We start from the raw sequence: 20,284 nt of genomic DNA, 5'->3' as shown, positions 1-20,284 counted from the left end.
GATGATCAGAAGCTGACGCTGGTCGGGCTGGTTGACGTCCCGCCGCCCCCACCGCCGCCTCCCCCCCCACTCAAGGCCGCGGCAGCACCGGCCGCCAGCAATCCGACCCCCGTCAACAACCACCAACTATAATACCATGGCCTTTCCTGGGCTTTCTTCCCGGCGGTCTTCGATGGCCACCCTGCTTCCGCCAGCAAGGCCGTAATGCGGGAGGCATTCGAGGAATACCCCTTCTCGTCCTCCGGGAAGCGGACCGTTCCGAGGAGCCGAGGCTCCGGAGAGGATGCCGAGGCTGAAAGAACTCGTAGTTCGGGCACGCCGTCTCTACGGCCGAGCATCAGGAACGCGAGCTTTTCGACCCCCGCCTCCTTCGCCATTTCGGAAACGATCGGACCCGCCTCCCGGATTTCGGAACCGTTCGCTTCGAAAAATCCGGCGAGCCTCGATTCGCGATCGCCCGAAAGGAGAACCTCGACCCGCTCAGTGTCTCCCACGAGCCACTGTCGCGTCCCGACGGAGGCCTGGTACCCCGGATGCTCGAGCCGAACCCGCACGGGCCGGGAGGCCGGGACCCGGATGCGTCGTGGCGTCACGCCCTGGTCGGCATTATCGATGAAGACGCGCGCCCCTTGCGGAACGGATTCGAACAGGATTTCGGCTTCGGCCGCAGCGCCTTTTCCGGTCTCGGCCCAAAGCTGGCGGAACTGGGGGGAGTGAAGGGCCGGGTCCGGTTCGAAGCCTGGCTCAAGGGACCGGGCTTTCCGGAAACTTGCGAGCGCCGCTTCCTTGTTCCCGTTCCAGATCGACAAGGTGCCCAACTTCAGGCAAACATCCGCAAGGATCGGTCGGGTCGCATCCCCGAAGCGATACTTCCGCATCTCTTTCTCTATGCCCGAGAGCGCGCGTTCCGCTTCCCTGTTCTCGAGACGATCCATCCTGCGGCTTGCCTCGGAAACGCGGATCGAAATATCTTTCAGCGTGGAATCATCGATTTCAGCCAGCACGGGCCCGAGATCGCCCCGTCCCCTGGCTGTCAAGGCCGCGTGGACATCGAGCCTTTTCTCGATCTCGGCGAGAACCGGGGAAAAGCGTTTCCGGGCGTCCTCGTCGGAAATCGAGGCGGCGGAGTATTTCAGCAGGAGCACCGGTTCCCGCCCCTCCGCGCGGCAAGGAACGGCCAACCCGCTCCATTCGAGGAAGAGAACCGCCGCAAGGGAGGCGCAGAGCGCCCTAAGCGCGCTTGACGAATATTTCATCGGTGATGTCCCGATCGACCGCCACGGTCGTTTCCCCGATTTGAAGGACATAGGACGGGTTTCTCTGAAGGAGCCGGATCCGGCTTCCCGGTACGATGCCGAGGGAGCTGAGCTTTTCGAGCCTTTTTCGGGACTTGGGGGTGATGAAGACGATCCGCACGGTATCCCCGAGGCCGGCGTCCGTCAGGCGCGTGACGAGCGGAAGGATCTCGGTCCGGATCCGGTCGCAGCATTCTCCCCGGGGGATCGTCTTCCCGTGGGGACAGACCGGCGGGTGTCCCAGGAAGGTGCACACGCTCTCGGTCACGGCCTCGGAAAGGACGTGCTCGAACTTGCAGGCACTGTTCTCGATCTGCGAGTCCTCGAGGTCGAATAGATTGGCGAGCAGGACCTCGGCCAGCCGGTGGCGCCGGATGATCCCGCGTGCCCGTTCCTCGCCCGATTTCGTCATCCGGATCTCTTCCGGCGAGACGTCGATGTATCCTCCCATCGCCAGGTCGTCGAGGAGCGTTTCGGGGCTTTCTTCTTCCGTATGGCGAAGCAGCGTCTCCATCGTCGGTCGGCCGCTTTCCCTCAGCGTCCAGATCAGTTCAAGGATCTCGTCCTGTCCGTATTCGGTCATCGACCGCTCCCTTTCGAAAAGATTTTCTTCAGGAAATTGATCACGCGCGATTCAGGAATCGGAAACGAATAGTGGCAATTGGGGCAACAGACCAGCGAGCAATCCTTCCCCATCGGACAACCGGTCCGGCATGCCCTCGACGACGGATCGATCTCATGCTGGCAAAGTGGACACTTTAACTTTTCCACGTCGATTCTCCTACAGGACAATTCCCAAATGTCGGATCGCATAGTTGAGTGCGGCCCCGACCAGGATCGCGAACGGGAAGATGAACACCGCCATGCCTACGGCGATCTTCATCCCGTGCTCCTTGATGATGACCAGGAAATTCGCGAGGCAAGGGATGAAAAGCGTCATCGTAACCAGGCTCACGAGCACCTGAACGTGGTCCAGCAAACCGGCCTGCGCCATGCGGTAGAGCCCGGCCGCTCCGTAGTCCCTGCGAAGGAACCCGATCAGGAACACGCCCGCGGTGCTGGGAGGCAGATCGAGCAGTCGCACGATCAGAGGCTGGGAAACCCGTTCGATGAAAGCCAGCGCCCCGGTCCTGTCCGCAACGAAAAGGATCACGGTTCCCACCACGAATAGCGGGACCGCCTCCCGCAAATACCACTCGATGCGGGCCATCGTCTTGACTGCCAGGTTGCCCAGCTGCGGCATCCGGATCGGCGGAATCTCCATGATGAAATCCGACGAGTGGCCCGGGATGACTTTCGCGGCAAGCCAGCCCACCAGGATGATGACGCCGACGACGATTGCGGTCCAGATGAGCGCCGCGTGCAGGCCGACGCCGCCCAGCATCCCTAGGATCACCCCGAGCTGTGCCGAGCATGGAATGCCGAGCGCGAGTAAAAGCGTGACGATCAGCCGCTCTTTCCGGGATTCGAGAATCCGGGCCGTCAGCGTGGCCATGGTGTCGCACCCGAGGCCGAGCACGAGCGGCAGAACGGCCTTTCCGTTGCAGCCGATCCGTTTGAACAAGCGATCGACCATCACCGCGAGACGGGGTAGATAGCCCGAATCCTCGAGGATTCCGAAGAAGAAGAAGAAGGTCCCGACGATCGGCAGCACGATGGCGACGGCATACGATAGCGCCATCGAGATGACCCCGTATGGGCCGACCAGGAATGACCGAAGGATCTCCCAGGGGATGACCGCATCGGCTAGCCGGGTAACCGCGGGAATCACCAATTCCCCGAACAGCCGGTTCTGCAGGAGATCGACCAAGGTGCCGGCGCCGAAGGCCCCCACGAATCCGTAGGCGACCAGAAGAACTCCGAGCAGCACCGGGATGCCGTAGACGGGATCCATGGCCCATTGGCCGAGCCGCTGGGCATAACCGTGAGCCGGTCGTTCGGACGGCTCGATCCCCAGCCGCTCCACCAGGCGATCCGTCCATTGGGCGCGCCTCTGGTTGACGATGTAGCCCACGTCGTCCCCGACCCGCGCGACGAGCCGGTTCCGGATCTCGTTCATCGCGCGGACCCGGTCTTCGGTGACAGAAGCCCGAAGCCATGCCGCAAGCGAATCGTCCCCCGAAAGCAGCATCAGGGAAAGGGCGCGCCGCCCGATCGGCGCATCTTCTGGGATCAACGGCTCCATCTCCGAAATGGCGGCCTCGATGATTTCCCCGTAATCGATCCGGACCCGTGAGACGCTGGCCCCCGCTATGAGTCCCGTCAGCCGGTCGGTGCCTTTCCCTCTAACGGCGACGATCCCGAGCACTGGGACGCCGACGTCCTCTCCCAGGCTGTCGATCCGCGGCATGACACCCCGCTCCCGCGCTTCGTCGACCATGTTGACCACGACCGCCATGGGCACGCGCATCTCGGAGAGTTGGGCCGTGATCATGAGGGAACGTCTCAGATTTTTGGCATCGCAAACCTGGAGGATCTTCGCCCCGGGTTCATTCATGAGAATGTCGCGTGTGACGCGTTCATCCTCGGACATCGGGTGGAGGGAGTAGACCCCGGGGGTATCGATGATCTCGATGACTCGTCCCCGATCGCGTATCTCTCCTCTTGTAATCTCGACTGTGGTACCAGGATAGTTCGAAACATTCACATATCTGCCGGTCAAACGACCGAAAACGACGCTCTTCCCCACGTTCGGATTGCCGACCAGGATGACCTTCTCGGCGATGGGGGCCTGTGCGAGGCTTGTATTGCTCATAGCACCGGTCCGGCCGTCCGCTGCTTGCGCTCGCATTTTCGGCAATATCCGTAGATGTCCAGCCGGTGCATGGTCGGCTTGAATCGATGCGCCTTCGCAACCTCGGTCTGCAATTCCTCGATCCTCGGATCGATAAACTCGGTCACGACACCGCAGGCCCGGCAGACCAAGTGGTCATGATGCGAAGACAGGTTGCTCTCGTATCGCGTGACCCCTTCCCCGAAGCCGACCTCGTTGGCGTATCCGAGCTTCAGGAGAAGCTTGAGTGTCCGGTAGACGGTCACGGACCCTATGGCGGGAAAACTATCCTTCACGAGACGCGTCAACTCCTCTGCCGACACGTGCCTCCCGCAGCGAAAAAATCTCTCGATGACCGCGGAGCGGCTTCTGCTCCGCTTTCCTCCGGAAGCAAGTATCCGCTCTTCTACCTTTTCCAGGAGCTTTTGCAATGGGCTTCACCGCCTGACATGATCATGAATTTCATTTTCATTATATGGACGAGAAGCGCTTCCGGTCAAGCGATTTCCGCCGTCAGGGCATAAAAAAAGGCGACCCCGAAGGGCCGCCTTTGATGAGAGTTTCTTGTGCTTTCGCGAATCCCGGTTCAGCTCCCGCGTTTGATGGGCGCAGAGACGGTCTTCTTGCGGGCGACCTTCTGGGCGCCTGGTTCCTTGGCGGTGCCGGCCCCTTTGGAAGCCGGCTTCCTGGTTGCGGCCTTTGCCGACTTCACTGCCGGCTTCGCGGCGCCCTTCGAGGGCGCCTTCTTGCCCTTCGCAGGTGCGGCTTCCTTCTCTTCGGAAGGCAGATATTCGATGATGGCCATCTCGGCGCCGTCCCCGACCCGGTAACCGGTCCGGATGATACGGGTATAACCGCCTGCCCGTTCAGCGAAGCGCCCGGCAAGACCGGAAAACAACTTGTCGGTCGTGGTCTTGTCGCTCAGGAGCGTGAAGACCATGCGTCGGGCGTGGAGAGTGTCCTTCTTGCCGAGCGTGATCAAGCGATCGGCGAGGCGACGCAGTTCCTTGGCTTTCGGAACGGTGGTCTCGATCCGTTCGGACAAGACCAGCGCGTTCATGAGATTCTTCAGAAGCGCCTTTCGATGGGACGGGTTACGGCCTAGTTTCCGGTGGTCGACAGCATGACGCATAATGCTATCCTCTTTGTCTTTTGTGTGTTTATTCTTCTTCGTGCGGCGGGCTGTACTTGTCGGGGGAGAAGCCGTCGACTTTCATGCCGAGCGACAATCCCATGCTGACCAGCACGTCCTTGATCTCGTTCAGGCTCTTCTTCCCGAAATTCTTGGTCTTGAGCATCTCGGATTCGGAACGCTGGACGAGCTCGCCGATATACTTGATCTCGGCATTCTTAAGGCAATTGTAGGCACGGACGGACAGCTCGAGTTCCTCGACGGGCTTGTAGAGATTTTCGTTGCCGTCCGCCTCTGCGGCGATGGCGGGCTCGTCGGGCATGTCGGCTTCTTCGTCGAAATTGATGAAGACGGTAAGCTGTTCCTTAAGGATCTTGGCGGCGTAGGCAACAGCATCGGCCGGCAGCATCGATCCGTCGGTCCAGACTTCCAGCGTCAGCTTGTCGTAGTCGGTCTGCTGCCCGACGCGGGCGTTGGTGACGGTGAAATTGACCTTCTTGATGGGAGAGAAGATCGCGTCGATCGGAATCGTCCCGATGGGGGCGCCTTCGTCGAGGTTGCGTTCGGCGGAGACGTATCCCTTGCCCATCCGGACGGTCATCTCCATTCGGAGATTGGCGTTGTCGGAAAGTTCGGCAATGTAGTGATCCCGGTTGAGCACTTCGACCATGGCATCCATCTTGATGTCGGACGCCTTTATTTTTTTGGGGCCTTTTTCCTCGATGACGATCGTCCGCTGCTCCGGGGAATGCATGCGAAGGCGCACTTCCTTGAGGTTGAGGACGATGTCGGTCACGTCTTCGACGACGCCGGTGATTGCGGAAAACTCATGCTGCACGCCCTCGATGCGGACCGAAGTGATCGCGGCGCCCTGCAGCGAGGAAAGGAGGATCCGACGAAGCGCATTACCGAGAGTCGTGCCGAACCCGCGTTCAAGCGGTTCGGCAACGAACTTGCCGTAATCCGCGGTTGCGCTGCCGGCCTGGATCTCGATGCGCCGGGGCTTGATAAGTTGCTTCCAATTTCGCTGGAACATGCTGCTCCCTTCTTTAGATCCGGAGAATTACTTGGAGTAGAGTTCGACGATCAGCTGTTCCTGGATCGGCTCACGGACATCGACGCGCGTCGGGAACGTCTTGATGACACCCCGAAAATTCGTTCGATCGAGTTCGACCCAGGCCGGAATCCCCTTGCGGACCACGGCATCGAGCGCTTCGTTGATACCCACTACTTTGCGGCTCTTCTCCTTCAGCTCGATCACATCCCCGGGCTTGACGAGGAAAGACGGGATGTTCACCTTCTTCCCGGCAACAAGGAAATGGCCGTGACGCACCATCTGACGGCTTTCCCTGCGGGTTTGCGCGAAGCCGAGCTTGTAAACGACGCTGTCCAGCCGACGCTCGAGGAGGATCAGCAGGTTTTCGCCGGTCTTCCCCTTCATCTTTTCGGCCTTCTCGAAATAGTTTCGGAACTGCCGTTCAAGCAACCCGTAAAGACGCTTTGCCTTCTGTTTCTCGCGAAGCTGGGTGCCGTAATCGCTGTGTTTGGGACGACGCTGTCCGTGCTGCCCCGGCGGGTAACCACGTCGTTTGACGGCGCACTTGTCGGTGAAACAACGATCGCCCTTGAGGAACAGTTCTATTCCTTCGCGGCGGCAGAGTCTGCATACCGGTCCTATGTACCTGGCCAAAGACTATCCTCCTGTTTACTTTGGTGACGTTATTCTCACACCCGGCGCCGCTTGGGAGGGCGGCAGCCATTGTGCGGAATCGGTGTCACGTCCCTGATGTAATTGATTTTCAGACCCGCGGCCTGAAGCGTCCGCAGGGCAGCCTCCCGGCCGGAGCCGGGGCCTTTTATATGAACCGTCACCTGGCTGACGCCACATTCCATCGCCTTCTTGGCAACTTCCTCCGCGGCCACGGTGGCTGCAAACGGGGTGCTTTTTCGCGACCCCTTGAACCCCTTGGAGCCGGAGCTGCACCACGCCAGCGTGTTGCCGTCGGGATCGGTGATCGTGATCAGCGTGTTGTTGAACGTCGCCCGGATGTGCGCGACCCCCACGGGGACGTGCTTTTTGATCTTTTTCTTGCCTTTCTTCTTCGGCGTTGCCATTACTCCTCCGTGTGCCCGCCGGTCGGCAGGGCGAATATCATCGGGTTACTTCTTGGTTTCCTTCTTCTTGCCGGCAACGGCGCCCTTGCGGGGGCCCTTACGCGTGCGTGCGTTCGTGTGGGTGCGCTGGCCCCGGGCGGGAAGGCCTTTGCGGTGACGAAGACCGCGATAAGAGCCCAGGTCCATCAGGCGCTTGATGTTCATCGAGATTTCTTTGCGAAGGTCACCCTCGACCCTGTAGTTGCCGTCGATGACATCGCGGATGCGAGCAACCTGATCTTCGGTCAGAGCGCTGGTCCTGGTATCGGCGGGGACACGCGCTTCCTCAAGAATCTTCGTGGCTGAGGTCGGTCCGATCCCGTAAATATAGGTCAGCGCGACCGATATTTTCTTCACCTTCGGTATGTCGACTCCGGCTATACGTGCCAAACGTGCCTCCTTGCTTTCCCAAGGCGCCTTTTCAGGCTATCCCTGGCGCTGCTTGTGTTTTGGATTTTCGCAAATAACCCGAACGACACCTTTTCTGCGGATGACCTTGCACTTCGCGCAGACCTTGCGAACCGATGGCCTGACCTTCATCTCTAGTCCCCTTTATTTCGATCTGTAAACGATCCGGCCCCTGGACAAATCGTACGGTGTCAACTGAACCGTAACGCGGTCCCCGGGAAGAATCTTGATAAAGTGCATCCGCATCTTGCCGGAGATATGGGCAAGCACCTTCATCTTGTTTTCCAGTTCAACGCGAAACATCGCGTTGGGAAGGGGCTCGATGACGGTGCCTTCCAGCTCAATGGCTTCTTCCTTCGCCATTCTTCCAGCTCTCTCCCTTGCCGCCGCCCCTTCAGGGGAGGGTCAGTATTTCGGGGCCTTCCGGTGTGATGGCGACCACATGCTCGAAATGGGCCGACCGTTTCCGGTCGCGGGTCATGACGGTCCATCCGTCCGCGAGGACCTCGACGCCCCAGCTTCCCTCATTGACCATCGGCTCTATGGCCAACACCATGCCGGCGACGAACTTTGGCCCTGTGCCGGGAGTGCCGAAATTGGGGACCTGCGGCTCCTCGTGCATCTTCCGCCCGATTCCGTGCCCTACAAAGTCCCTGACCACGGAAAAACCGGCGGCCTCGACGAATTCCTGGATCGCGTGCGACATGTCCCCCAGCCTGTTTCCGACCCGGCATGCCTCGATCCCCTTGTGGAGAGAGGCCTCGGTGACGGATATCAGCCGGGCATGGACTTCCGCGATCTTTCCGACCGGAAAGGTCTTCGCGGAGTCGCCGCAGAATCCATTGGCCATGACGCCGAAATCGATACTGATGAGGTCTCCCTCATGCAATACCTGCTTTCGGGAGGGAATACCGTGAACGACCCGCTCGTTTACGGAGGTGCACAAGTTTGCAGGATAGCCCATGTATCCCTTGAATGCTCCCTTGACCCCTTGGCGCTCTAGATAGGCCGCAGCGCACTCCTCAAGGTCCATGGTTGTGCTTCCGGCCCGAATCAATGGCTTTACTTCCTCAAAGAACCTGCCAACAAATCCGCCTGCACGACGAAGCGCCTCGATTTCTCGTGGCGACTTTAGAATAATCATAAAGACCGGATCAATCCGGCAATTTCCGCATAGATCGCGTCGATATCGCCCGTGGCCTTGACATTCCGAAGCTTACCGCCGGCTTGATAAAAATTGATCAGCGGTTGGGTCGACCGCTTGTAATTGACCAGCCGCGACTTGATGGTCTCCTCGCGATCGTCATCGCGCTGGATCAGGTCGCCGCCGCACTGGTCGCATTTACCTTCGATCCGTGAAGGGTTAAACGTGACATGATACATCGATCCACATTTATTGCAAGTCCTTCTGCCGCAAAGACGAGTCATCAAATCGTTTTCGTCGACCTCGAGCGAGAGAACCAGGTCGATCGATTTCCCGAGTTCGGCCGTGGCGGCCTGGAGCGCTTCGGCTTGCGGAATCGTCCGGGGAAATCCGTCCAGGATGAACCCTTCCCGGCAATCCTCCGCCGAGAGGCGATCCTTGACGATCCCGACGACGACCTCATCGGGGACCAGTCCGCCGGTGTCCATGAACCCCTTGGCCATCAGTCCCATCGGAGTCCCGACTTTCACGGCCTCGCGAAGCATGTCCCCCGTGGAAACCTGCGGGATCCTGAAATCGGACGAGATCCGTTTGGCTTGGGTCCCCTTCCCTGCACCGGGAGGCCCTAAGAGTATGACTCCCTTCATCGGGAAACTACCCCCTTCGTCCCTTCATTTGCCCCTTTTTCAGGAAGCCCTCATAATGCCGAGTGATCAGGTGCGATTCGATCTGCTGTATCGTGTCCATCGCAACGCCTACGACGATCAGCAAACCGGTTCCACCGAAATAGAACGGGACGTTGAAGCGGGCGATCAGGATGCTCGGGAGCACGCAGATCACGCAAAGGTAGATGGCGCCGCCCAAGGTTATCCGGGTCAGGATGCGATCGATGTACTCGGCCGTCTTCTTCCCCGGGCGAATTCCGGGTACGAATCCGCCGTACTTTTTCATGTTGTCAGCGACGTCAACAGGGTTGAACGAGACTGCCGTGTAGAAGTAGCAGAAAAAGATGATGAAGGCGACGTATAGCAATTCGTAGACGAAATTCCCCGGCGTCATCAGTTGGGAGATCTTCTGGGTCACCGGGTTCTTCGCGAAATTGGCGATCGTCGCGGGAAACAACAGGATGGAGGATGCGAAGATCGGGGGGATGACGCCGGCAGTATTGACCTTGAGGGGAAGATGGGTGCTCTGACCGCCGTAAACCTTCCGCCCGACGATCCGTCGTGCGTACTGGACGGGAATACGGCGATGCGCCCGCTCGAAATAGATGATCGCGCCAACGACGACGATCATCAGCGCCAGCAGGAACAAGCCGGCGAACAGGTTCATCTCGCCCGTGCGAACCAGCGTGACTGTCCGGATCAGGCCGCTCGGGAATCGCGCCACGATACCGGCGAAGATGATCAGCGAAATGCCGTTGCCGATGCCCCGCTCGGTAATCTGCTCGCCCAGCCACATCAGGAAGGCCGTCCCGGATGTTAATGTCAGAACCGTCATGATCCGAAAGCTCCAACCAGGGTTGAAAACCACCGATCCTGCCCCGGCGGCGACGCTTTCGAGTCCCACGGCGATGCCGAATCCCTGGATGATCGAAAGAACGACGGTGCCGTAACGGGTATATTGCGTGATCTTCTTGCGGCCGAGATCCCCTTCCTTGGAAAGCTTCTCAAGTTGCGGGATGACGACGGTCAGCAACTGCAGGATGATCGAGGAGCTGATGTAAGGCATGATCCCGAGCGTGAAAATCGAAAAACGGCTCAAAGCGCCGCCCGAGAACATGTCTATCATGCCGAACAACGTGCCGGCCTGATTGGCGAACACGGAGGCAAGCGCAGCGGTGTCGATGCCTGGAGTCGGCACGTGGATACCGATCCGATAAACGATCAGCAGAAGCCCGGTGACGATAAGCCGACGCTTGAGCTCCGGCACCCGGGTAATGTTCTGGAAACCGTTCAACAAGGGGTGACGACCTCCAGGGTTCCGCCGGCGGCAGTCACCTTATCGGAGGCAGCCTTGCTGGCTTTATCGACCTTGACGGTCAACGGGCGGGTCAACTCGCCGTTCGCAAGCAGCTTGATGCCGTTCTTGAAGTCCTTGACGAGACCACAGGCGCAGATCAACTCGGCATCGACCACGGTGCCGGCCTCGAAAACGTTGAGGTCCTTGACCTGGATGATCGCGTATTCCTTGCGGAAGATGTTTGTGAAGCCGCGTTTGGGCAACCGGCGCTGCATCGGCATCTGGCCGCCTTCGTAGCCCGGCTTGACTCCGCCGCCGCTCCGAGCCTTCAAGCCCTTGTGTCCTTTACCCGCGGTCTTCCCGAGCCCGGACCCCTTGCCGCGCCCGACGCGCTTCTTTGCAGTCTTGGCCCCATCCGCGGGGCGCAGATCGGAAAGTTTCATTTTGCGTCTCCCGTTTCCTCTACGTGAAGCAGGAATTTCACTTTTTCGACCATCCCCCGAATTTCAGGGGTATTTTGGCGAACAACGGCACGGTTGACTTTGGTCAACCCAAGGCCTTTGACCACCTTTCGTTGATGCTCGGTGTGACCGCTCAGCCCACGAACGAGCGTGATCTTGAGAAACTCGCTCATGCGGTCGCCTCCTCTTCACGAGGTCCGCGGATCGCAAGAACTTGTTCGGGCGTCTGAAGTTGCGAAAGCCCGTTGATCGCAGCCTTGACCAGGTTGTGGGGATTGTTGCTGCCCAACGACTTGGTCAGGATGTTGGAGATTCCCGCCGATTCGATGACCGCACGGACACCCCCCCCCGCGATGACGCCGGTACCGGGCGAGGCGGGCCGCATGATCACCCGGCTTGCCCCGAATTCTCCGATCACCTCGTAGGGAAGCGTTCCGTTGACGAGGGGAACCTTGATGAGGACGCGACGTGCGTTCTGGACGGCCTTGCGGATGGCGTCGGGAACTTCATTGGCTTTCCCGAGCCCGGTACCCACGTGACCGAGACCGTCGCCGATGACGACGACCGCACTGAACGAAAAACGCCTGCCGCCCTTGACGACCTTGGCAACGCGACTGATGTGAACTACCCGGTCCTTGAGATCCAGACCTTCAGGATTGACTATCTTCAAACCGTCCTCCCTGTCCCGATTCCTAATGCGGATTGAGATCTTTTAAAATTCGAGTCCGGATTCGCGCGCGCCTTCAGCGAGCGCTTTCACGCGGCCGTGGTAAAGGAAGCCGTTCCGGTCGAATACGACTTTCTTGATGTTCGCTGCGAGCGCCTTCTTGCCGATCAGCTCGCCGACCTTCTTGGCCGCCTCGCTCTTCTCGACGTCGGCGATCGAATCCTTGAGCTCCGGGCTCAGTGTCGAAGCAGCCGCGACAGTCGATCCGGTTGCGTCGATGACCAGTTGGGCATAGATGTGCTTGGCGCTCCGGAAGATGGAGAGGCGCGGACGCTCCTCAGTCCCGAAGATGTTCTTTCGGATCCGGACTTTCCTCTTGAGTCTTGATTCTTCACGCTTATTGTTCTGGCTCATGGCTCGAAAAACTCCGTCGTTTGGAATTACGGGTGTGACCGGTTGTTATTTCCCGCCCGCCTTGCCGACCTTCTTGATGAGGCGTTCGCCCCGGTAACGGATCCCCTTGTTCTTGTAAACATCGGGCGCCCGGAGGCGGCGAATCCTGGCGGCAGTTTCGCCGACAAGTTCCTTGTTGACGCCGCTGACCTTGATGACCGTGTTCGCCTCGACTTCGGCCTTGATCCCGGTGGGGAGCGGAAACACCACGGGGTGGGAGTACCCCAATGCAAGGTGAAGCGCTCCCGGCTTGGCTTCGGCTTTGTATCCGACGCCGACAATCTCGAGGACTTTCGTGAACCCTTCGGTCACGCCTTTGACCATGTTCGCGAGAATCGTACGGAACATGCCGTAAAGGTTGCCGGCTTCGGGAGTGGCTATGGATACGACGGCGCTGCCTTCGGCGATCGTGATCTGGATCTGCTCGGGGACGGCGCAGGAAAGCGTCTCGTTCTTCCCGGTGACAGTCACGATTCCGTCTGCGACCGACACTTTGACCCCGGCAGGGATCGCGATCGGCATCTTACCGATTCTAGACATCTTCTTCCTCCAGTTATGAACCTGACGACCGGCCTACCAGACTTCGCAGAGCAACTCGCCGCCGATGGCCATCTTCCGTGCCTTCTCGCCCGTCATGACTCCGCGAGACGTCGTGATGATCGAGATGCCGAAGCCGCTCTTGACGACCGGGATGTGGTCCTTGCCGACATAAACCCGGCGGCTGAGCTTGCTCGTCCGCTTGAACCCCTTGATGGCGTACCCGTTATCGGGGACGATCTTCAGGAAGATCCGGAGCACCGGCTGCTTCCCGTCGGAGGCGACCCGATAATTCTTGATAAAACCTTCCTCTTTGAGGATCTGGGCGATATTCTCGAGGACCTTGGTCGAAGGAAGCTCAAGTTGGTCGAAGCGCGCAACCTGTGCGTTGCGTACTCGCGCGATCAGATTCGAAATATGGTCATTAATGGGCATCGATTCCTCCTACCAGCTGGCCTTGATGACGCCGGGAAGTTCCCCATTCAGCGCCAACTGCCTGAGACAGATGCGGCACAGCTGAAACTTGCGGTAAAAGGCCCGGGGCCTCCCGCAGCGCACGCAGCGGTTATATTTCCGGACTGAAAACTTGGGCGTCCGATTGCACTTGGCGATCAAAGATTTCTTAGCCAACTCCTGTCCTCCTCCTTGTTCCTTCTAGGCCCTGAAAGGCATGCCGAGGAGCCGGAGAAGTTCCAGGCCCTCTTCATCGGTGCGAGCAGAGGTAACGATCGTTATGTTCATGCCCTTGATCTTGTCGATCTTGTCGTAATCGATCTCGGGAAAGATGATCTGTTCCTTGACGCCGAGGGTGTAGTTGCCGCGCCCATCGAACCCGTTGGGAGAAACGCCCTTGAAGTCCCGGACACGAGGAAGTGCGATCCCCATCAGCTTGTCGAGGAAGAAGAACATCCGGTCGCGCCGAAGCGTTACCTTGACACCGATGGGCACGCCCTCACGAAGTTTGAAGTTGGAGATGGCCTTGCGCGCCTTCGTAACGATCGGCTTCTGCCCGGTAATGATGCCGATCTCCTGGACAGCCGAATCGATGATCTTGACGTTCTCGAGCGCCTCGCCCAGCCCCATGTTGACGATGACCTTCTCGACTTTGGGAACCTCCATCGGGTTCTTGTAGCCGAATTTGTCCTTGAGCTTGGGCACGACATCGGACTTGTAATAATCTTGCAGTCTCGGCATTTCCTGTCACCCCTATCCGCAACCGAGCGGATATTTATTTTTTCTTCGTCTCGAGCGGATCACCGCACCGCTTGCAGGCCCGGTGCTTGTCCCCGTTCGGTTCGACCACCATCTTGATCCGGGTGGGCTTGTTGCACTTGTCGCACATGATCAGCACGTTCGAATAAGCTAGCGGAGCTTCCTTTTCGATGATCCCGCCCTGGGGATTGGTCTTCCCTGCCTTCGTGTGGCGCTTGACCATGTTGATCTTCTCGATGAAGACCTTCATCTTCTCGCGATCGACCTTGAGAACGCGGCCAACCTTGCCTTTTTCCTTGCCGGCCGTGATCTTCACGATATCGTTCTTGTGGATCTGTGTCGTCGTCATTTCGGACATCGGTATCCCTTTCCTTTTCCGGGCTACAGCACTTCAGGGGCAAGCGAGATGATCTTCATGAACTTCTTGCCGCGAAGTTCGCGCGCAACCGGTCCGAAGATACGGGTCCCGACAGGCTCTCCCTGAGGGTTGATCAGCACGGCGGAATTCTGGTCGAACCGAAGATAGCTTCCGTCGTTCCGGCCGGTCTCCTTGGTGGTGCGCACAACGACGGCCTTGTAAACATCCCCCTTCTTGACCTTGCCGTGGGGGATGGCCTCCTTGACGCTGACCACGATGATATCTCCGACCGAGGCATAACGGCGCTTGCTGCCGCCCAGAACCTTGATGCAACAGAGGCGCTTGGCCCCTGAATTGTCAGCCGCATCGAGCATTGTCTGCATTTGAATCATGGCAAAATTGCTCCGCTGTTGATTTTTACTACCGGACGGCGGGACGTTCGATCAATCGCGCCACCCGCCAGCGTTTACCTTTGCTGATCGGGCGGGTCTCGATGATCTCGACCCGATCGCCGATGCTGTATTCGTTCTTTTCGTCGTGTGCCTTGTAAGTCGTGCGTTTCTTGACATACTTCTTGTAAACCGGGTGGGGAACCAGGCGTTCGACGCGGACCACGACGGTCTTGTCCATCTTGTCGCTCACCACCAGGCCGACTTTCGATTTTCTGATCCCGCGCGGTTCCATTGCGTTCTCCGTTCCCATATTATTCCGCCTTCTTTTCGGCCTTCTGACCCAGGAATGTGGCAACCCTGGCCAGGTCACGCCGACGGTTCCGGATAAGCATCCGGTTATCGAGGGCGTTCGCCGAACGCTTCATCTTCAAGCGGAAGATTTCATCTCTAAGCTGCTGTTCTTTCTGGCGAAGTTCTTCAACCGCCAACTCGCGAAGTTCTTTCGCTTTCATGTCTATCTACTCCTCCCTCGACAGGAACTTCGTCTGGATCGGGAGCTTGTGGGACGCCAGACGAAGTGCCTCGCGCGCCGTGGCTTCATCAACCCCTTCGATCTCGTAAAGAACGCGCCCGGGCTTGATGACGCAGACCCATTCTTCGGGGTTGCCCTTGCCTTTGCCCATACGGGTTTCGGCAGCTTTCCGCGTGATCGGTTTGTCGGGGAACACCCGGATCCAGATCTTTCCGCCACGCTTGATGAAGCGCGTCATCGCGATTCGGGCCGCCTCGATCTGACGCGCAGTCAGCCAGCCGGCTTCAAGCGCCTTGACCCCGAAATCGCCGAAATTCAACGCATTCCCTGAGTTGGCGTTGCCGGCCCGCCGCCCCTTCATCATCTTCCGATATTTGACTCTCTTTGGCGAAAGCATCTATCTGCTCCTATTCGGATTTCGAGGCGGAGACGGAGGCCGCCATCGGCAGCACTTCACCCTTGTAGATCCAGACCTTCACACCGATGATGCCGTATGTGGTCTTCGCCTGGGCAAAGCCGTAGTCGATATCGGCCCGCAGCGTATGAAGAGGAACACGTCCCTCGCGATACCATTCGGTCCTGGACATCTCGGCGCCGCCGAGTCGGCCGGAGACCTGGATCTTGATCCCTTTCGCCCCGAGCTTCATGGAGGAGAGCACCGTCTTCTTCATTGCCCTGCGGAAAGCGATTCGCCGCTCGAGCTGCATGGCCACGTTTTCAGCGGTCAGTTGGGCGTCGGTTTCCGGCCGGCGAATCTCTTGAATCGTGACCGAAACCTCTTTGGACGAATACTTCTTCAGGTCCTTCTTGAGATTTTCGATCTCTGCGCCCTTCTTCCCGATCACGATCCCGGGACGGGCGGTATAGATGATGACGTGGACCCGGCTCGCCTTCCGTTCGATCTCTACGGAAGAAACGCCTGCATGGATGAGACGATCCTTCACGAACTTCCGGATCCGAAGGTCCTCATGCAGGTACTGCGCGTACTCCTTTTCGGAGTACCAGCGGGAACGCCACGTCTTGATAACCCCAAGACGAAAGCCGAACGGATGTGTCTTCTGTCCCAAAAGCCGCCTCCCTTAACGTATGCCTTTATATCAGGCTTCGTCCACGACGATGGTGATGTGACTCGTACGCCGCTTGTACTTGTGCGCCCGCCCCATGGGTGCGGGACGGAATCGCTTCAAGGAGGCGCCTCCGTCGACGAAAGCCTGCTTGATGAACAGGGTGTCGACGTCGATGACCCCAGTCTGGCCGGCGTTGGCCACAGCCGAGTCGAGAACCTTTTTGATGGTCACGGCGGACGCCTTCTTGGCGAGTTTCAAGATGGCCTGCGCCTCGGAAAGCTTCTTGCCGCGAATCAGATCGACGACCAGGCGTGCCTTCCTGGGCGCGATCCGCGTGAATTTAAGTGTTGCCTTGGCTTCCATATCGATGTGTCTCCCTTATGTCGGGGCGTAAGACCCTTACTTCTTGACCTTGGCTTTGCGATCGCCCGAGTGGCCATGGAAGGTCCTGGTCGGGGAGAATTCGCCCATCTTGTGACCGACCATGTTCTCGGTCACGAACACCGGCATGAACTTGCGGCCGTTGTGGACGGCGAAAGTGTAACCGACCATTTCAGGCGTGATGGTGGAGCGACGCGACCAAGTCTTGATCACCTTTTTGTCGCCCGTCGCAATCGCCTTGGTCACCTTCCGCTGAAGGCCTTCTTCGATGTACGGTCCCTTCTTAATCGAACGTCCCACTTGTATACTCCTTAGTCCGTTACTTGCTGCGACGCTTGACGATGTAGCGGTCGGTGGACGGGTTCTTGCGGGTCTTGTGACCCTTGGTCGGTTTTCCCCAGGGTGTGCAGGGGTGACGGCCACCCGAAGAACGTCCCTCACCGCCGCCCAAGGGATGATCGACAGGGTTCATCGCTACGCCGCGAACAGAGGGACGGACACCCAGCCAGCGATTGCGGCCCGCCTTGCCGAGGGATACCTTTTCGTGATCGAGATTGCCGACCTGTCCAATGGTCGCCATGCAGTCGATGAAGACGAGGCGAACTTCACCGGAAGCGAGGCGAAGGTGCGCGTACTGACCTTCCTTCGCCAGGATCTGGACGACGGAGCCGGCGGACCGGGCGATCTGACCGCCCTTTCCGACTTTCAGCTCAACGTTGTGAACCAGGGTGCCGACAGGGATATTTCGGATCGGAAGCGCATTGCCAGGCTTGATGTCTGCCGTGCTTCCGGCCACCACCGTGTCTCCGACCGCAAGTCCGACCGGCCAAAGGATGTACCGTTTCTCCCCGTCGGCGTAATGCAGCAGGGCAATACGCGCGGAGCGGTTGGGATCGTATTCGATCGCCGCCACCTTGGCAGGGACGTCGGCTTTGGTACGCTTGAAATCGATGATCCGGTACTTGCGCTTGTGCCCCCCGCCCTGCAGCCAGGACGTGGTGTGACCGTGGTTGTTGCGACCACCCGTCTGGTTGAGGCTGACGGTCAACGCCTTTTCGGGCGCCTTCTTGGTCAGTTCTTCGTTGGTCAGGACGGACTTCTGGCGCACGCCCGGGGAAGTCGGTTTATATTTGCGGATACCCATGATCGCTCTCCTTGCCTTCTATTCCGTCATACGCCTTCGAAAAATTCGATCGTGTCGCCCTCTTTGAGGGTCACGACAGCCTTCTTCCAGCTCGGGCGGCGGCCTTCGACGCGGCCGCGACGCTTCGTCTTTCCGGGGACAACCATGGTCCGGACTTCAACCACTTTCACATTGAAAAGCTTTTCGACTGCTTCCTGGATCACGTTTTTGTTGGCCCGGCGATCGACTTCGAATGCAACCGCGTTGCCGACTTCTTTCATGAACGTGGCCTTCTCGGTGATCAGGGGCCGCTTGATGACATCGGTATGATTCATTACCCCAACACCTCGATGATTTGATCGTACGCCGGCTTGGTCAGGACCAGCTGGTCGTAGGAAAGGATATCGTAAACGTTGAGACCATCTACCGGAAGTACCTTGTAATCATGAAGATTCCGAACTCCGAGATAAAGGTTTTCAGGAAAGCCCTCGGTGACTAGAAGCGCATCGTTGAGACCGAGCGCTGCCGCAACCTTGAGGAAATCCTTGGTGCGAGGCGTCTCGATCTCGAGCGAGTCGACCAGGAAGAGTTTGTTTTCCCGAAGCTTGTCGGTCAGGGCGCAACGCAGTGCCGCCTTCATTTCTTTCTTGTTGACCTTGATCTCGTAGCTGCGCGGGTGAGGACCGAAAACGGTACCGCCTCCCCGCATAATGGGAGACCGCGACGTGCCTTGACGCGCGCGGCCGGTTCCCTTCTGTCGAAACGGCTTCTTGCCGCCGCCTGTGATATCTTTCCGGGTCTTCGTTGAAGCTGTGCCGGCACGGCGTGCAGCCAGCTGGGCTATCACGACGTGATGAAGAAGGTGGTTTTTTACCTCGGTTCCGAAGATCGCCTCCGGCAATTCTACCGACTCCTTCACCTGCCGGTCCTTATCGACCATTTCCAGGGATGCCATCATGCGCTCCTTAGTTTGCCTTCTTCACTGCGTGCCGGACGAAAACCATGCCGTTCTTGGAGCCGGGAACAGCGCCCCGAACGAGCAGCAGGTTCTTCTCAGGCTGGACGGCGACGACTTTGAGGTTGAGGGTGGTGGTCTTTTCGTTTCCGTAATGCCCCGCCATCTTCATATTCTTGATGACTCTCGACGGATAGGCAGAGGCGCCGATCGACCCAGGCGCGCGATGGAACATCGAGCCGTGCGTCGCACGACCACCGCGAAAATTCCACCGCTTCATGACGCCCGTGAAACCGCGCCCCTTGCTCTGCCCGGAAACATCTACGAAATCGCCTTCCTTGAAAATGTCGACCTTGATCTCGGCTCCAACTTCAATGGAGGGATCAGGAATCTCTACTTCCTGCAGAATGGCGAAAGCACCCTTTCCCGCCGTGCGGAAGTGCCCCAGGTCGGCCTTGTTGACCTTCTGGGCCTTCTTCGACTGGAAACCGATCTGAATGGCTTCATACCCGTCGTTCTGGACGGTTTTCTTCTGGATGACCGTGCAAGGTCCGGCTTCGATCACTGTGACGGGAATCATCTTCCCCTCGGTGTCGAATACCTGCGTCATGCCCAGTTTTTTACCCAAAATACCGGTCGTCATTGTTAGCACCTTATGGATTCGTTCGTTCGTTTGTTTACGTTATTCCTGTCGATCGTTAAAGCTTGATTTCGACTTCGACCCCGGCAGGCAGGTCGAGTTTCATCAGCGCATCGATCGTCGCGGCCGGCGGCTCATGAATATCCAGGAGACGCTTGTGCGTCCGAATCTCGAACTGCTCGCGGCTTTTCTTGTCAACGTGCGGTGAACGGTTGACCGTAAACCGCTCGATCTGGGTCGGCAGCGGGATGGGCCCCGCTACCTTCGCGCCTGTCTGCTTTGCCTTTTCAACTATTTCCCCGGTGGCCTTGTCGAGAAGCTTGTAATCAAAGGCCTTGAGCCGGATCCGAATCTTCTGGTGATCGATGGACACTGAATCTCCCCCTTGTCGTTTCCGCTATTCCAGGATTTCAGCGACGACGCCCGCGCCCACGGTGCGGCCGCCTTCGCGGATCGCGAAACGAAGTTCCTTTTCCATGGCGACAGGCGCGATCAGTTCGACGCTCATCTGGACGTTGTCGCCCGGCATCACCATCTCGACGCCGTCCTGAAGCGACGCAACACCCGTCACGTCAGTCGTCCGGAAGTAGAACTGCGGACGGTAACCGTTGAAGAAAGGCGTGTGACGACCGCCCTCC

General features: G+C 58.7%; 35 protein-coding genes and 1 pseudogene. All 36 read right to left on the bottom strand.

From position 1 onward, the window contains the following. Positions 1-5: 5 nt before the first annotated feature. On the bottom strand, positions 6-1,256 hold the full coding sequence (locus VGK27_11180; GenBank protein HEY3490666.1) for a PEGA domain-containing protein: 1,251 nt from the start codon (positions 1,254-1,256) through the stop codon (positions 6-8). Then, the gene (locus tag VGK27_11175) at positions 1,231-1,878 is read right to left on the bottom strand and encodes a metal-dependent transcriptional regulator (GenBank protein ID HEY3490665.1); all 648 of its coding nucleotides are present in this window, start codon (positions 1,876-1,878) and stop codon (positions 1,231-1,233) included. Before VGK27_11175 ends, VGK27_11180 begins: the two co-directional genes overlap by 26 nt. Positions 1,879-2,076: 198 nt before the next feature. Next, positions 2,077-4,050, bottom strand: coding sequence for a ferrous iron transport protein B (gene feoB / locus VGK27_11170; protein ID HEY3490664.1), 1,974 nt, complete (start codon positions 4,048-4,050; stop codon positions 2,077-2,079). After that, entirely contained in the window at positions 4,047-4,499 is a 453-nt protein-coding gene (locus tag VGK27_11165; GenBank protein ID HEY3490663.1) for a transcriptional repressor, read from the bottom strand. Before VGK27_11165 ends, feoB begins: the two co-directional genes overlap by 4 nt. A gap of 353 nt (positions 4,500-4,852) precedes the next feature. Next, a pseudogene (rplQ, locus tag VGK27_11160) lies at positions 4,853-5,200 on the bottom strand (50S ribosomal protein L17). A 28-nt stretch (positions 5,201-5,228) separates the two neighbouring features. Continuing rightward, positions 5,229-6,236, bottom strand: a complete 1,008-nt coding sequence (locus VGK27_11155) for a DNA-directed RNA polymerase subunit alpha (protein HEY3490662.1) — start codon at positions 6,234-6,236, stop codon at positions 5,229-5,231. Positions 6,237-6,263: 27 nt separating this feature from the next. Continuing rightward, positions 6,264-6,890 (bottom strand): 30S ribosomal protein S4, encoded by a 627-nt coding sequence (rpsD, locus tag VGK27_11150; protein HEY3490661.1) that lies wholly within the window; start codon positions 6,888-6,890, stop codon positions 6,264-6,266. 35 nt (positions 6,891-6,925) lie between these two features. Then, positions 6,926-7,315, bottom strand: coding sequence for a 30S ribosomal protein S11 (gene rpsK / locus VGK27_11145; protein HEY3490660.1), 390 nt, complete (start codon positions 7,313-7,315; stop codon positions 6,926-6,928). A gap of 45 nt (positions 7,316-7,360) precedes the next feature. Continuing rightward, complete coding sequence (gene rpsM / locus VGK27_11140) at positions 7,361-7,744, bottom strand: 30S ribosomal protein S13 (GenBank protein HEY3490659.1); 384 nt, start codon at positions 7,742-7,744, stop codon at positions 7,361-7,363. A gap of 36 nt (positions 7,745-7,780) precedes the next feature. After that, positions 7,781-7,894 carry a 50S ribosomal protein L36 gene (gene rpmJ / locus VGK27_11135; protein HEY3490658.1) on the bottom strand — a complete coding sequence of 38 codons (114 nt, stop codon included), beginning with the start codon at positions 7,892-7,894 and terminating at the stop codon, positions 7,781-7,783. 12 nt (positions 7,895-7,906) lie between these two features. After that, the gene (gene infA, locus VGK27_11130; protein ID HEY3490657.1) at positions 7,907-8,125 is read right to left on the bottom strand and encodes a translation initiation factor IF-1; all 219 of its coding nucleotides are present in this window, start codon (positions 8,123-8,125) and stop codon (positions 7,907-7,909) included. Positions 8,126-8,156: 31 nt separating this feature from the next. Next, positions 8,157-8,906, bottom strand: coding sequence for a type I methionyl aminopeptidase (gene map, locus VGK27_11125; protein ID HEY3490656.1), 750 nt, complete (start codon positions 8,904-8,906; stop codon positions 8,157-8,159). Continuing rightward, positions 8,903-9,553 (bottom strand): adenylate kinase, encoded by a 651-nt coding sequence (locus VGK27_11120; GenBank protein ID HEY3490655.1) that lies wholly within the window; start codon positions 9,551-9,553, stop codon positions 8,903-8,905. Before VGK27_11120 ends, map begins: the two co-directional genes overlap by 4 nt. A gap of 7 nt (positions 9,554-9,560) precedes the next feature. Next, entirely contained in the window at positions 9,561-10,868 is a 1,308-nt protein-coding gene (gene secY / locus VGK27_11115; protein ID HEY3490654.1) for a preprotein translocase subunit SecY, read from the bottom strand. Next, positions 10,862-11,311: a 50S ribosomal protein L15 gene (gene rplO, locus VGK27_11110; protein ID HEY3490653.1), complete on the bottom strand. Its 450-nt coding sequence runs from the start codon at positions 11,309-11,311 to the stop codon at positions 10,862-10,864. The genes secY and rplO overlap by 7 nt, the downstream gene beginning before the upstream one ends. After that, positions 11,308-11,502 (bottom strand): 50S ribosomal protein L30, encoded by a 195-nt coding sequence (gene rpmD / locus VGK27_11105; GenBank protein HEY3490652.1) that lies wholly within the window; start codon positions 11,500-11,502, stop codon positions 11,308-11,310. Before rpmD ends, rplO begins: the two co-directional genes overlap by 4 nt. Further along, positions 11,499-11,999, bottom strand: a complete 501-nt coding sequence (gene rpsE, locus VGK27_11100; protein HEY3490651.1) for a 30S ribosomal protein S5 — start codon at positions 11,997-11,999, stop codon at positions 11,499-11,501. The genes rpmD and rpsE overlap by 4 nt, the downstream gene beginning before the upstream one ends. Before the next feature lie 42 nt (positions 12,000-12,041). After that, positions 12,042-12,410, bottom strand: coding sequence for a 50S ribosomal protein L18 (gene rplR / locus VGK27_11095; protein HEY3490650.1), 369 nt, complete (start codon positions 12,408-12,410; stop codon positions 12,042-12,044). A 45-nt stretch (positions 12,411-12,455) separates the two neighbouring features. Next, positions 12,456-12,989, bottom strand: coding sequence for a 50S ribosomal protein L6 (rplF, locus tag VGK27_11090; GenBank protein HEY3490649.1), 534 nt, complete (start codon positions 12,987-12,989; stop codon positions 12,456-12,458). Positions 12,990-13,022: 33 nt separating this feature from the next. After that, entirely contained in the window at positions 13,023-13,421 is a 399-nt protein-coding gene (gene rpsH, locus VGK27_11085) for a 30S ribosomal protein S8 (protein ID HEY3490648.1), read from the bottom strand. 9 nt (positions 13,422-13,430) lie between these two features. Continuing rightward, a complete protein-coding gene (locus tag VGK27_11080) occupies positions 13,431-13,616 on the bottom strand; it encodes a type Z 30S ribosomal protein S14 (GenBank protein HEY3490647.1) in 186 nt (61 codons plus the stop codon). A gap of 24 nt (positions 13,617-13,640) precedes the next feature. Then, positions 13,641-14,180, bottom strand: a complete 540-nt coding sequence (rplE, locus tag VGK27_11075) for a 50S ribosomal protein L5 (protein ID HEY3490646.1) — start codon at positions 14,178-14,180, stop codon at positions 13,641-13,643. Between the two features lie 34 nt (positions 14,181-14,214). Then, positions 14,215-14,556: a 50S ribosomal protein L24 gene (gene rplX / locus VGK27_11070; GenBank protein HEY3490645.1), complete on the bottom strand. Its 342-nt coding sequence runs from the start codon at positions 14,554-14,556 to the stop codon at positions 14,215-14,217. Positions 14,557-14,579: 23 nt separating this feature from the next. After that, a complete protein-coding gene (gene rplN, locus VGK27_11065) occupies positions 14,580-14,948 on the bottom strand; it encodes a 50S ribosomal protein L14 (GenBank protein ID HEY3490644.1) in 369 nt (122 codons plus the stop codon). Between the two features lie 28 nt (positions 14,949-14,976). Further along, positions 14,977-15,240 carry a 30S ribosomal protein S17 gene (gene rpsQ, locus VGK27_11060; GenBank protein ID HEY3490643.1) on the bottom strand — a complete coding sequence of 88 codons (264 nt, stop codon included), beginning with the start codon at positions 15,238-15,240 and terminating at the stop codon, positions 14,977-14,979. Between the two features lie 19 nt (positions 15,241-15,259). Further along, positions 15,260-15,460 carry a 50S ribosomal protein L29 gene (rpmC, locus tag VGK27_11055; protein HEY3490642.1) on the bottom strand — a complete coding sequence of 67 codons (201 nt, stop codon included), beginning with the start codon at positions 15,458-15,460 and terminating at the stop codon, positions 15,260-15,262. A 6-nt stretch (positions 15,461-15,466) separates the two neighbouring features. After that, complete coding sequence (gene rplP, locus VGK27_11050; GenBank protein HEY3490641.1) at positions 15,467-15,877, bottom strand: 50S ribosomal protein L16; 411 nt, start codon at positions 15,875-15,877, stop codon at positions 15,467-15,469. Between the two features lie 10 nt (positions 15,878-15,887). Next, positions 15,888-16,547: a 30S ribosomal protein S3 gene (gene rpsC, locus VGK27_11045; GenBank protein ID HEY3490640.1), complete on the bottom strand. Its 660-nt coding sequence runs from the start codon at positions 16,545-16,547 to the stop codon at positions 15,888-15,890. A gap of 30 nt (positions 16,548-16,577) precedes the next feature. Next, the gene (gene rplV / locus VGK27_11040; protein HEY3490639.1) at positions 16,578-16,910 is read right to left on the bottom strand and encodes a 50S ribosomal protein L22; all 333 of its coding nucleotides are present in this window, start codon (positions 16,908-16,910) and stop codon (positions 16,578-16,580) included. 36 nt (positions 16,911-16,946) lie between these two features. Further along, positions 16,947-17,228 (bottom strand): 30S ribosomal protein S19, encoded by a 282-nt coding sequence (rpsS, locus tag VGK27_11035; protein HEY3490638.1) that lies wholly within the window; start codon positions 17,226-17,228, stop codon positions 16,947-16,949. A gap of 19 nt (positions 17,229-17,247) precedes the next feature. Further along, entirely contained in the window at positions 17,248-18,072 is an 825-nt protein-coding gene (rplB, locus tag VGK27_11030; GenBank protein ID HEY3490637.1) for a 50S ribosomal protein L2, read from the bottom strand. A gap of 26 nt (positions 18,073-18,098) precedes the next feature. Further along, complete coding sequence (locus VGK27_11025) at positions 18,099-18,386, bottom strand: 50S ribosomal protein L23 (protein HEY3490636.1); 288 nt, start codon at positions 18,384-18,386, stop codon at positions 18,099-18,101. Continuing rightward, on the bottom strand, positions 18,386-19,009 hold the full coding sequence (gene rplD, locus VGK27_11020; GenBank protein HEY3490635.1) for a 50S ribosomal protein L4: 624 nt from the start codon (positions 19,007-19,009) through the stop codon (positions 18,386-18,388). Before rplD ends, VGK27_11025 begins: the two co-directional genes overlap by 1 nt. 7 nt (positions 19,010-19,016) lie before the next feature. Beyond that, positions 19,017-19,649 carry a 50S ribosomal protein L3 gene (gene rplC / locus VGK27_11015; protein HEY3490634.1) on the bottom strand — a complete coding sequence of 211 codons (633 nt, stop codon included), beginning with the start codon at positions 19,647-19,649 and terminating at the stop codon, positions 19,017-19,019. Between the two features lie 55 nt (positions 19,650-19,704). Continuing rightward, entirely contained in the window at positions 19,705-20,013 is a 309-nt protein-coding gene (gene rpsJ / locus VGK27_11010; GenBank protein HEY3490633.1) for a 30S ribosomal protein S10, read from the bottom strand. Positions 20,014-20,043: 30 nt separating this feature from the next. Then, positions 20,044-20,284 (bottom strand): elongation factor Tu (tuf, locus tag VGK27_11005; protein ID HEY3490632.1); only part of this gene is annotated, 241 nt, incomplete at its 5' end.

The sequence above is a fragment of the Candidatus Deferrimicrobiaceae bacterium genome (assembly GCA_036504035.1).
In the GTDB taxonomy this organism is placed as follows: Bacteria; Desulfobacterota; Deferrimicrobia; order Deferrimicrobiales; family Deferrimicrobiaceae; genus JANXPS01.
The sequence above is the reverse complement of the archived record's forward strand: the minus strand, read 5'-3'. Positions and strand labels throughout refer to the sequence as shown.

Coding starts and splice junctions, on each gene's coding strand:
- rplC (HEY3490634.1), bottom strand. CDS start 19,649: ATGACGACCGGTATTTTGGGTAAAAAACTGGGCATGACGCAGGTATTC.
- rpmJ (HEY3490658.1), bottom strand. CDS start 7,894: ATGAAGGTCAGGCCATCGGTTCGCAAGGTCTGCGCGAAGTGCAAGGTC.
- rplO (HEY3490653.1), bottom strand. CDS start 11,311: ATGAAACTTTCCGATCTGCGCCCCGCGGATGGGGCCAAGACTGCAAAG.
- rpsQ (HEY3490643.1), bottom strand. CDS start 15,240: ATGGAACCGCGCGGGATCAGAAAATCGAAAGTCGGCCTGGTGGTGAGC.
- rplP (HEY3490641.1), bottom strand. CDS start 15,877: ATGCTTTCGCCAAAGAGAGTCAAATATCGGAAGATGATGAAGGGGCGG.
- rplX (HEY3490645.1), bottom strand. CDS start 14,556: ATGTCCGAAATGACGACGACACAGATCCACAAGAACGATATCGTGAAG.
- rpsK (HEY3490660.1), bottom strand. CDS start 7,315: ATGGCAACGCCGAAGAAGAAAGGCAAGAAAAAGATCAAAAAGCACGTC.
- map (HEY3490656.1), bottom strand. CDS start 8,906: ATGATTATTCTAAAGTCGCCACGAGAAATCGAGGCGCTTCGTCGTGCA.
- VGK27_11180 (HEY3490666.1), bottom strand. CDS start 1,256: ATGAAATATTCGTCAAGCGCGCTTAGGGCGCTCTGCGCCTCCCTTGCG.
- VGK27_11025 (HEY3490636.1), bottom strand. CDS start 18,386: ATGAATCATACCGATGTCATCAAGCGGCCCCTGATCACCGAGAAGGCC.
- VGK27_11155 (HEY3490662.1), bottom strand. CDS start 6,236: ATGTTCCAGCGAAATTGGAAGCAACTTATCAAGCCCCGGCGCATCGAG.
- rpmC (HEY3490642.1), bottom strand. CDS start 15,460: ATGAAAGCGAAAGAACTTCGCGAGTTGGCGGTTGAAGAACTTCGCCAG.
- rplV (HEY3490639.1), bottom strand. CDS start 16,910: ATGGAAGCCAAGGCAACACTTAAATTCACGCGGATCGCGCCCAGGAAG.
- VGK27_11120 (HEY3490655.1), bottom strand. CDS start 9,553: ATGAAGGGAGTCATACTCTTAGGGCCTCCCGGTGCAGGGAAGGGGACC.
- VGK27_11175 (HEY3490665.1), bottom strand. CDS start 1,878: ATGACCGAATACGGACAGGACGAGATCCTTGAACTGATCTGGACGCTG.
- rplN (HEY3490644.1), bottom strand. CDS start 14,948: ATGATTCAAATGCAGACAATGCTCGATGCGGCTGACAATTCAGGGGCC.
- rplF (HEY3490649.1), bottom strand. CDS start 12,989: ATGTCTAGAATCGGTAAGATGCCGATCGCGATCCCTGCCGGGGTCAAA.
- rplB (HEY3490637.1), bottom strand. CDS start 18,072: ATGGGTATCCGCAAATATAAACCGACTTCCCCGGGCGTGCGCCAGAAG.
- rplE (HEY3490646.1), bottom strand. CDS start 14,180: ATGCCGAGACTGCAAGATTATTACAAGTCCGATGTCGTGCCCAAGCTC.
- rplD (HEY3490635.1), bottom strand. CDS start 19,009: ATGATGGCATCCCTGGAAATGGTCGATAAGGACCGGCAGGTGAAGGAG.
- infA (HEY3490657.1), bottom strand. CDS start 8,125: ATGGCGAAGGAAGAAGCCATTGAGCTGGAAGGCACCGTCATCGAGCCC.
- rpmD (HEY3490652.1), bottom strand. CDS start 11,502: ATGAGCGAGTTTCTCAAGATCACGCTCGTTCGTGGGCTGAGCGGTCAC.
- rplR (HEY3490650.1), bottom strand. CDS start 12,410: ATGAGCCAGAACAATAAGCGTGAAGAATCAAGACTCAAGAGGAAAGTC.
- rpsH (HEY3490648.1), bottom strand. CDS start 13,421: ATGCCCATTAATGACCATATTTCGAATCTGATCGCGCGAGTACGCAAC.
- feoB (HEY3490664.1), bottom strand. CDS start 4,050: ATGAGCAATACAAGCCTCGCACAGGCCCCCATCGCCGAGAAGGTCATC.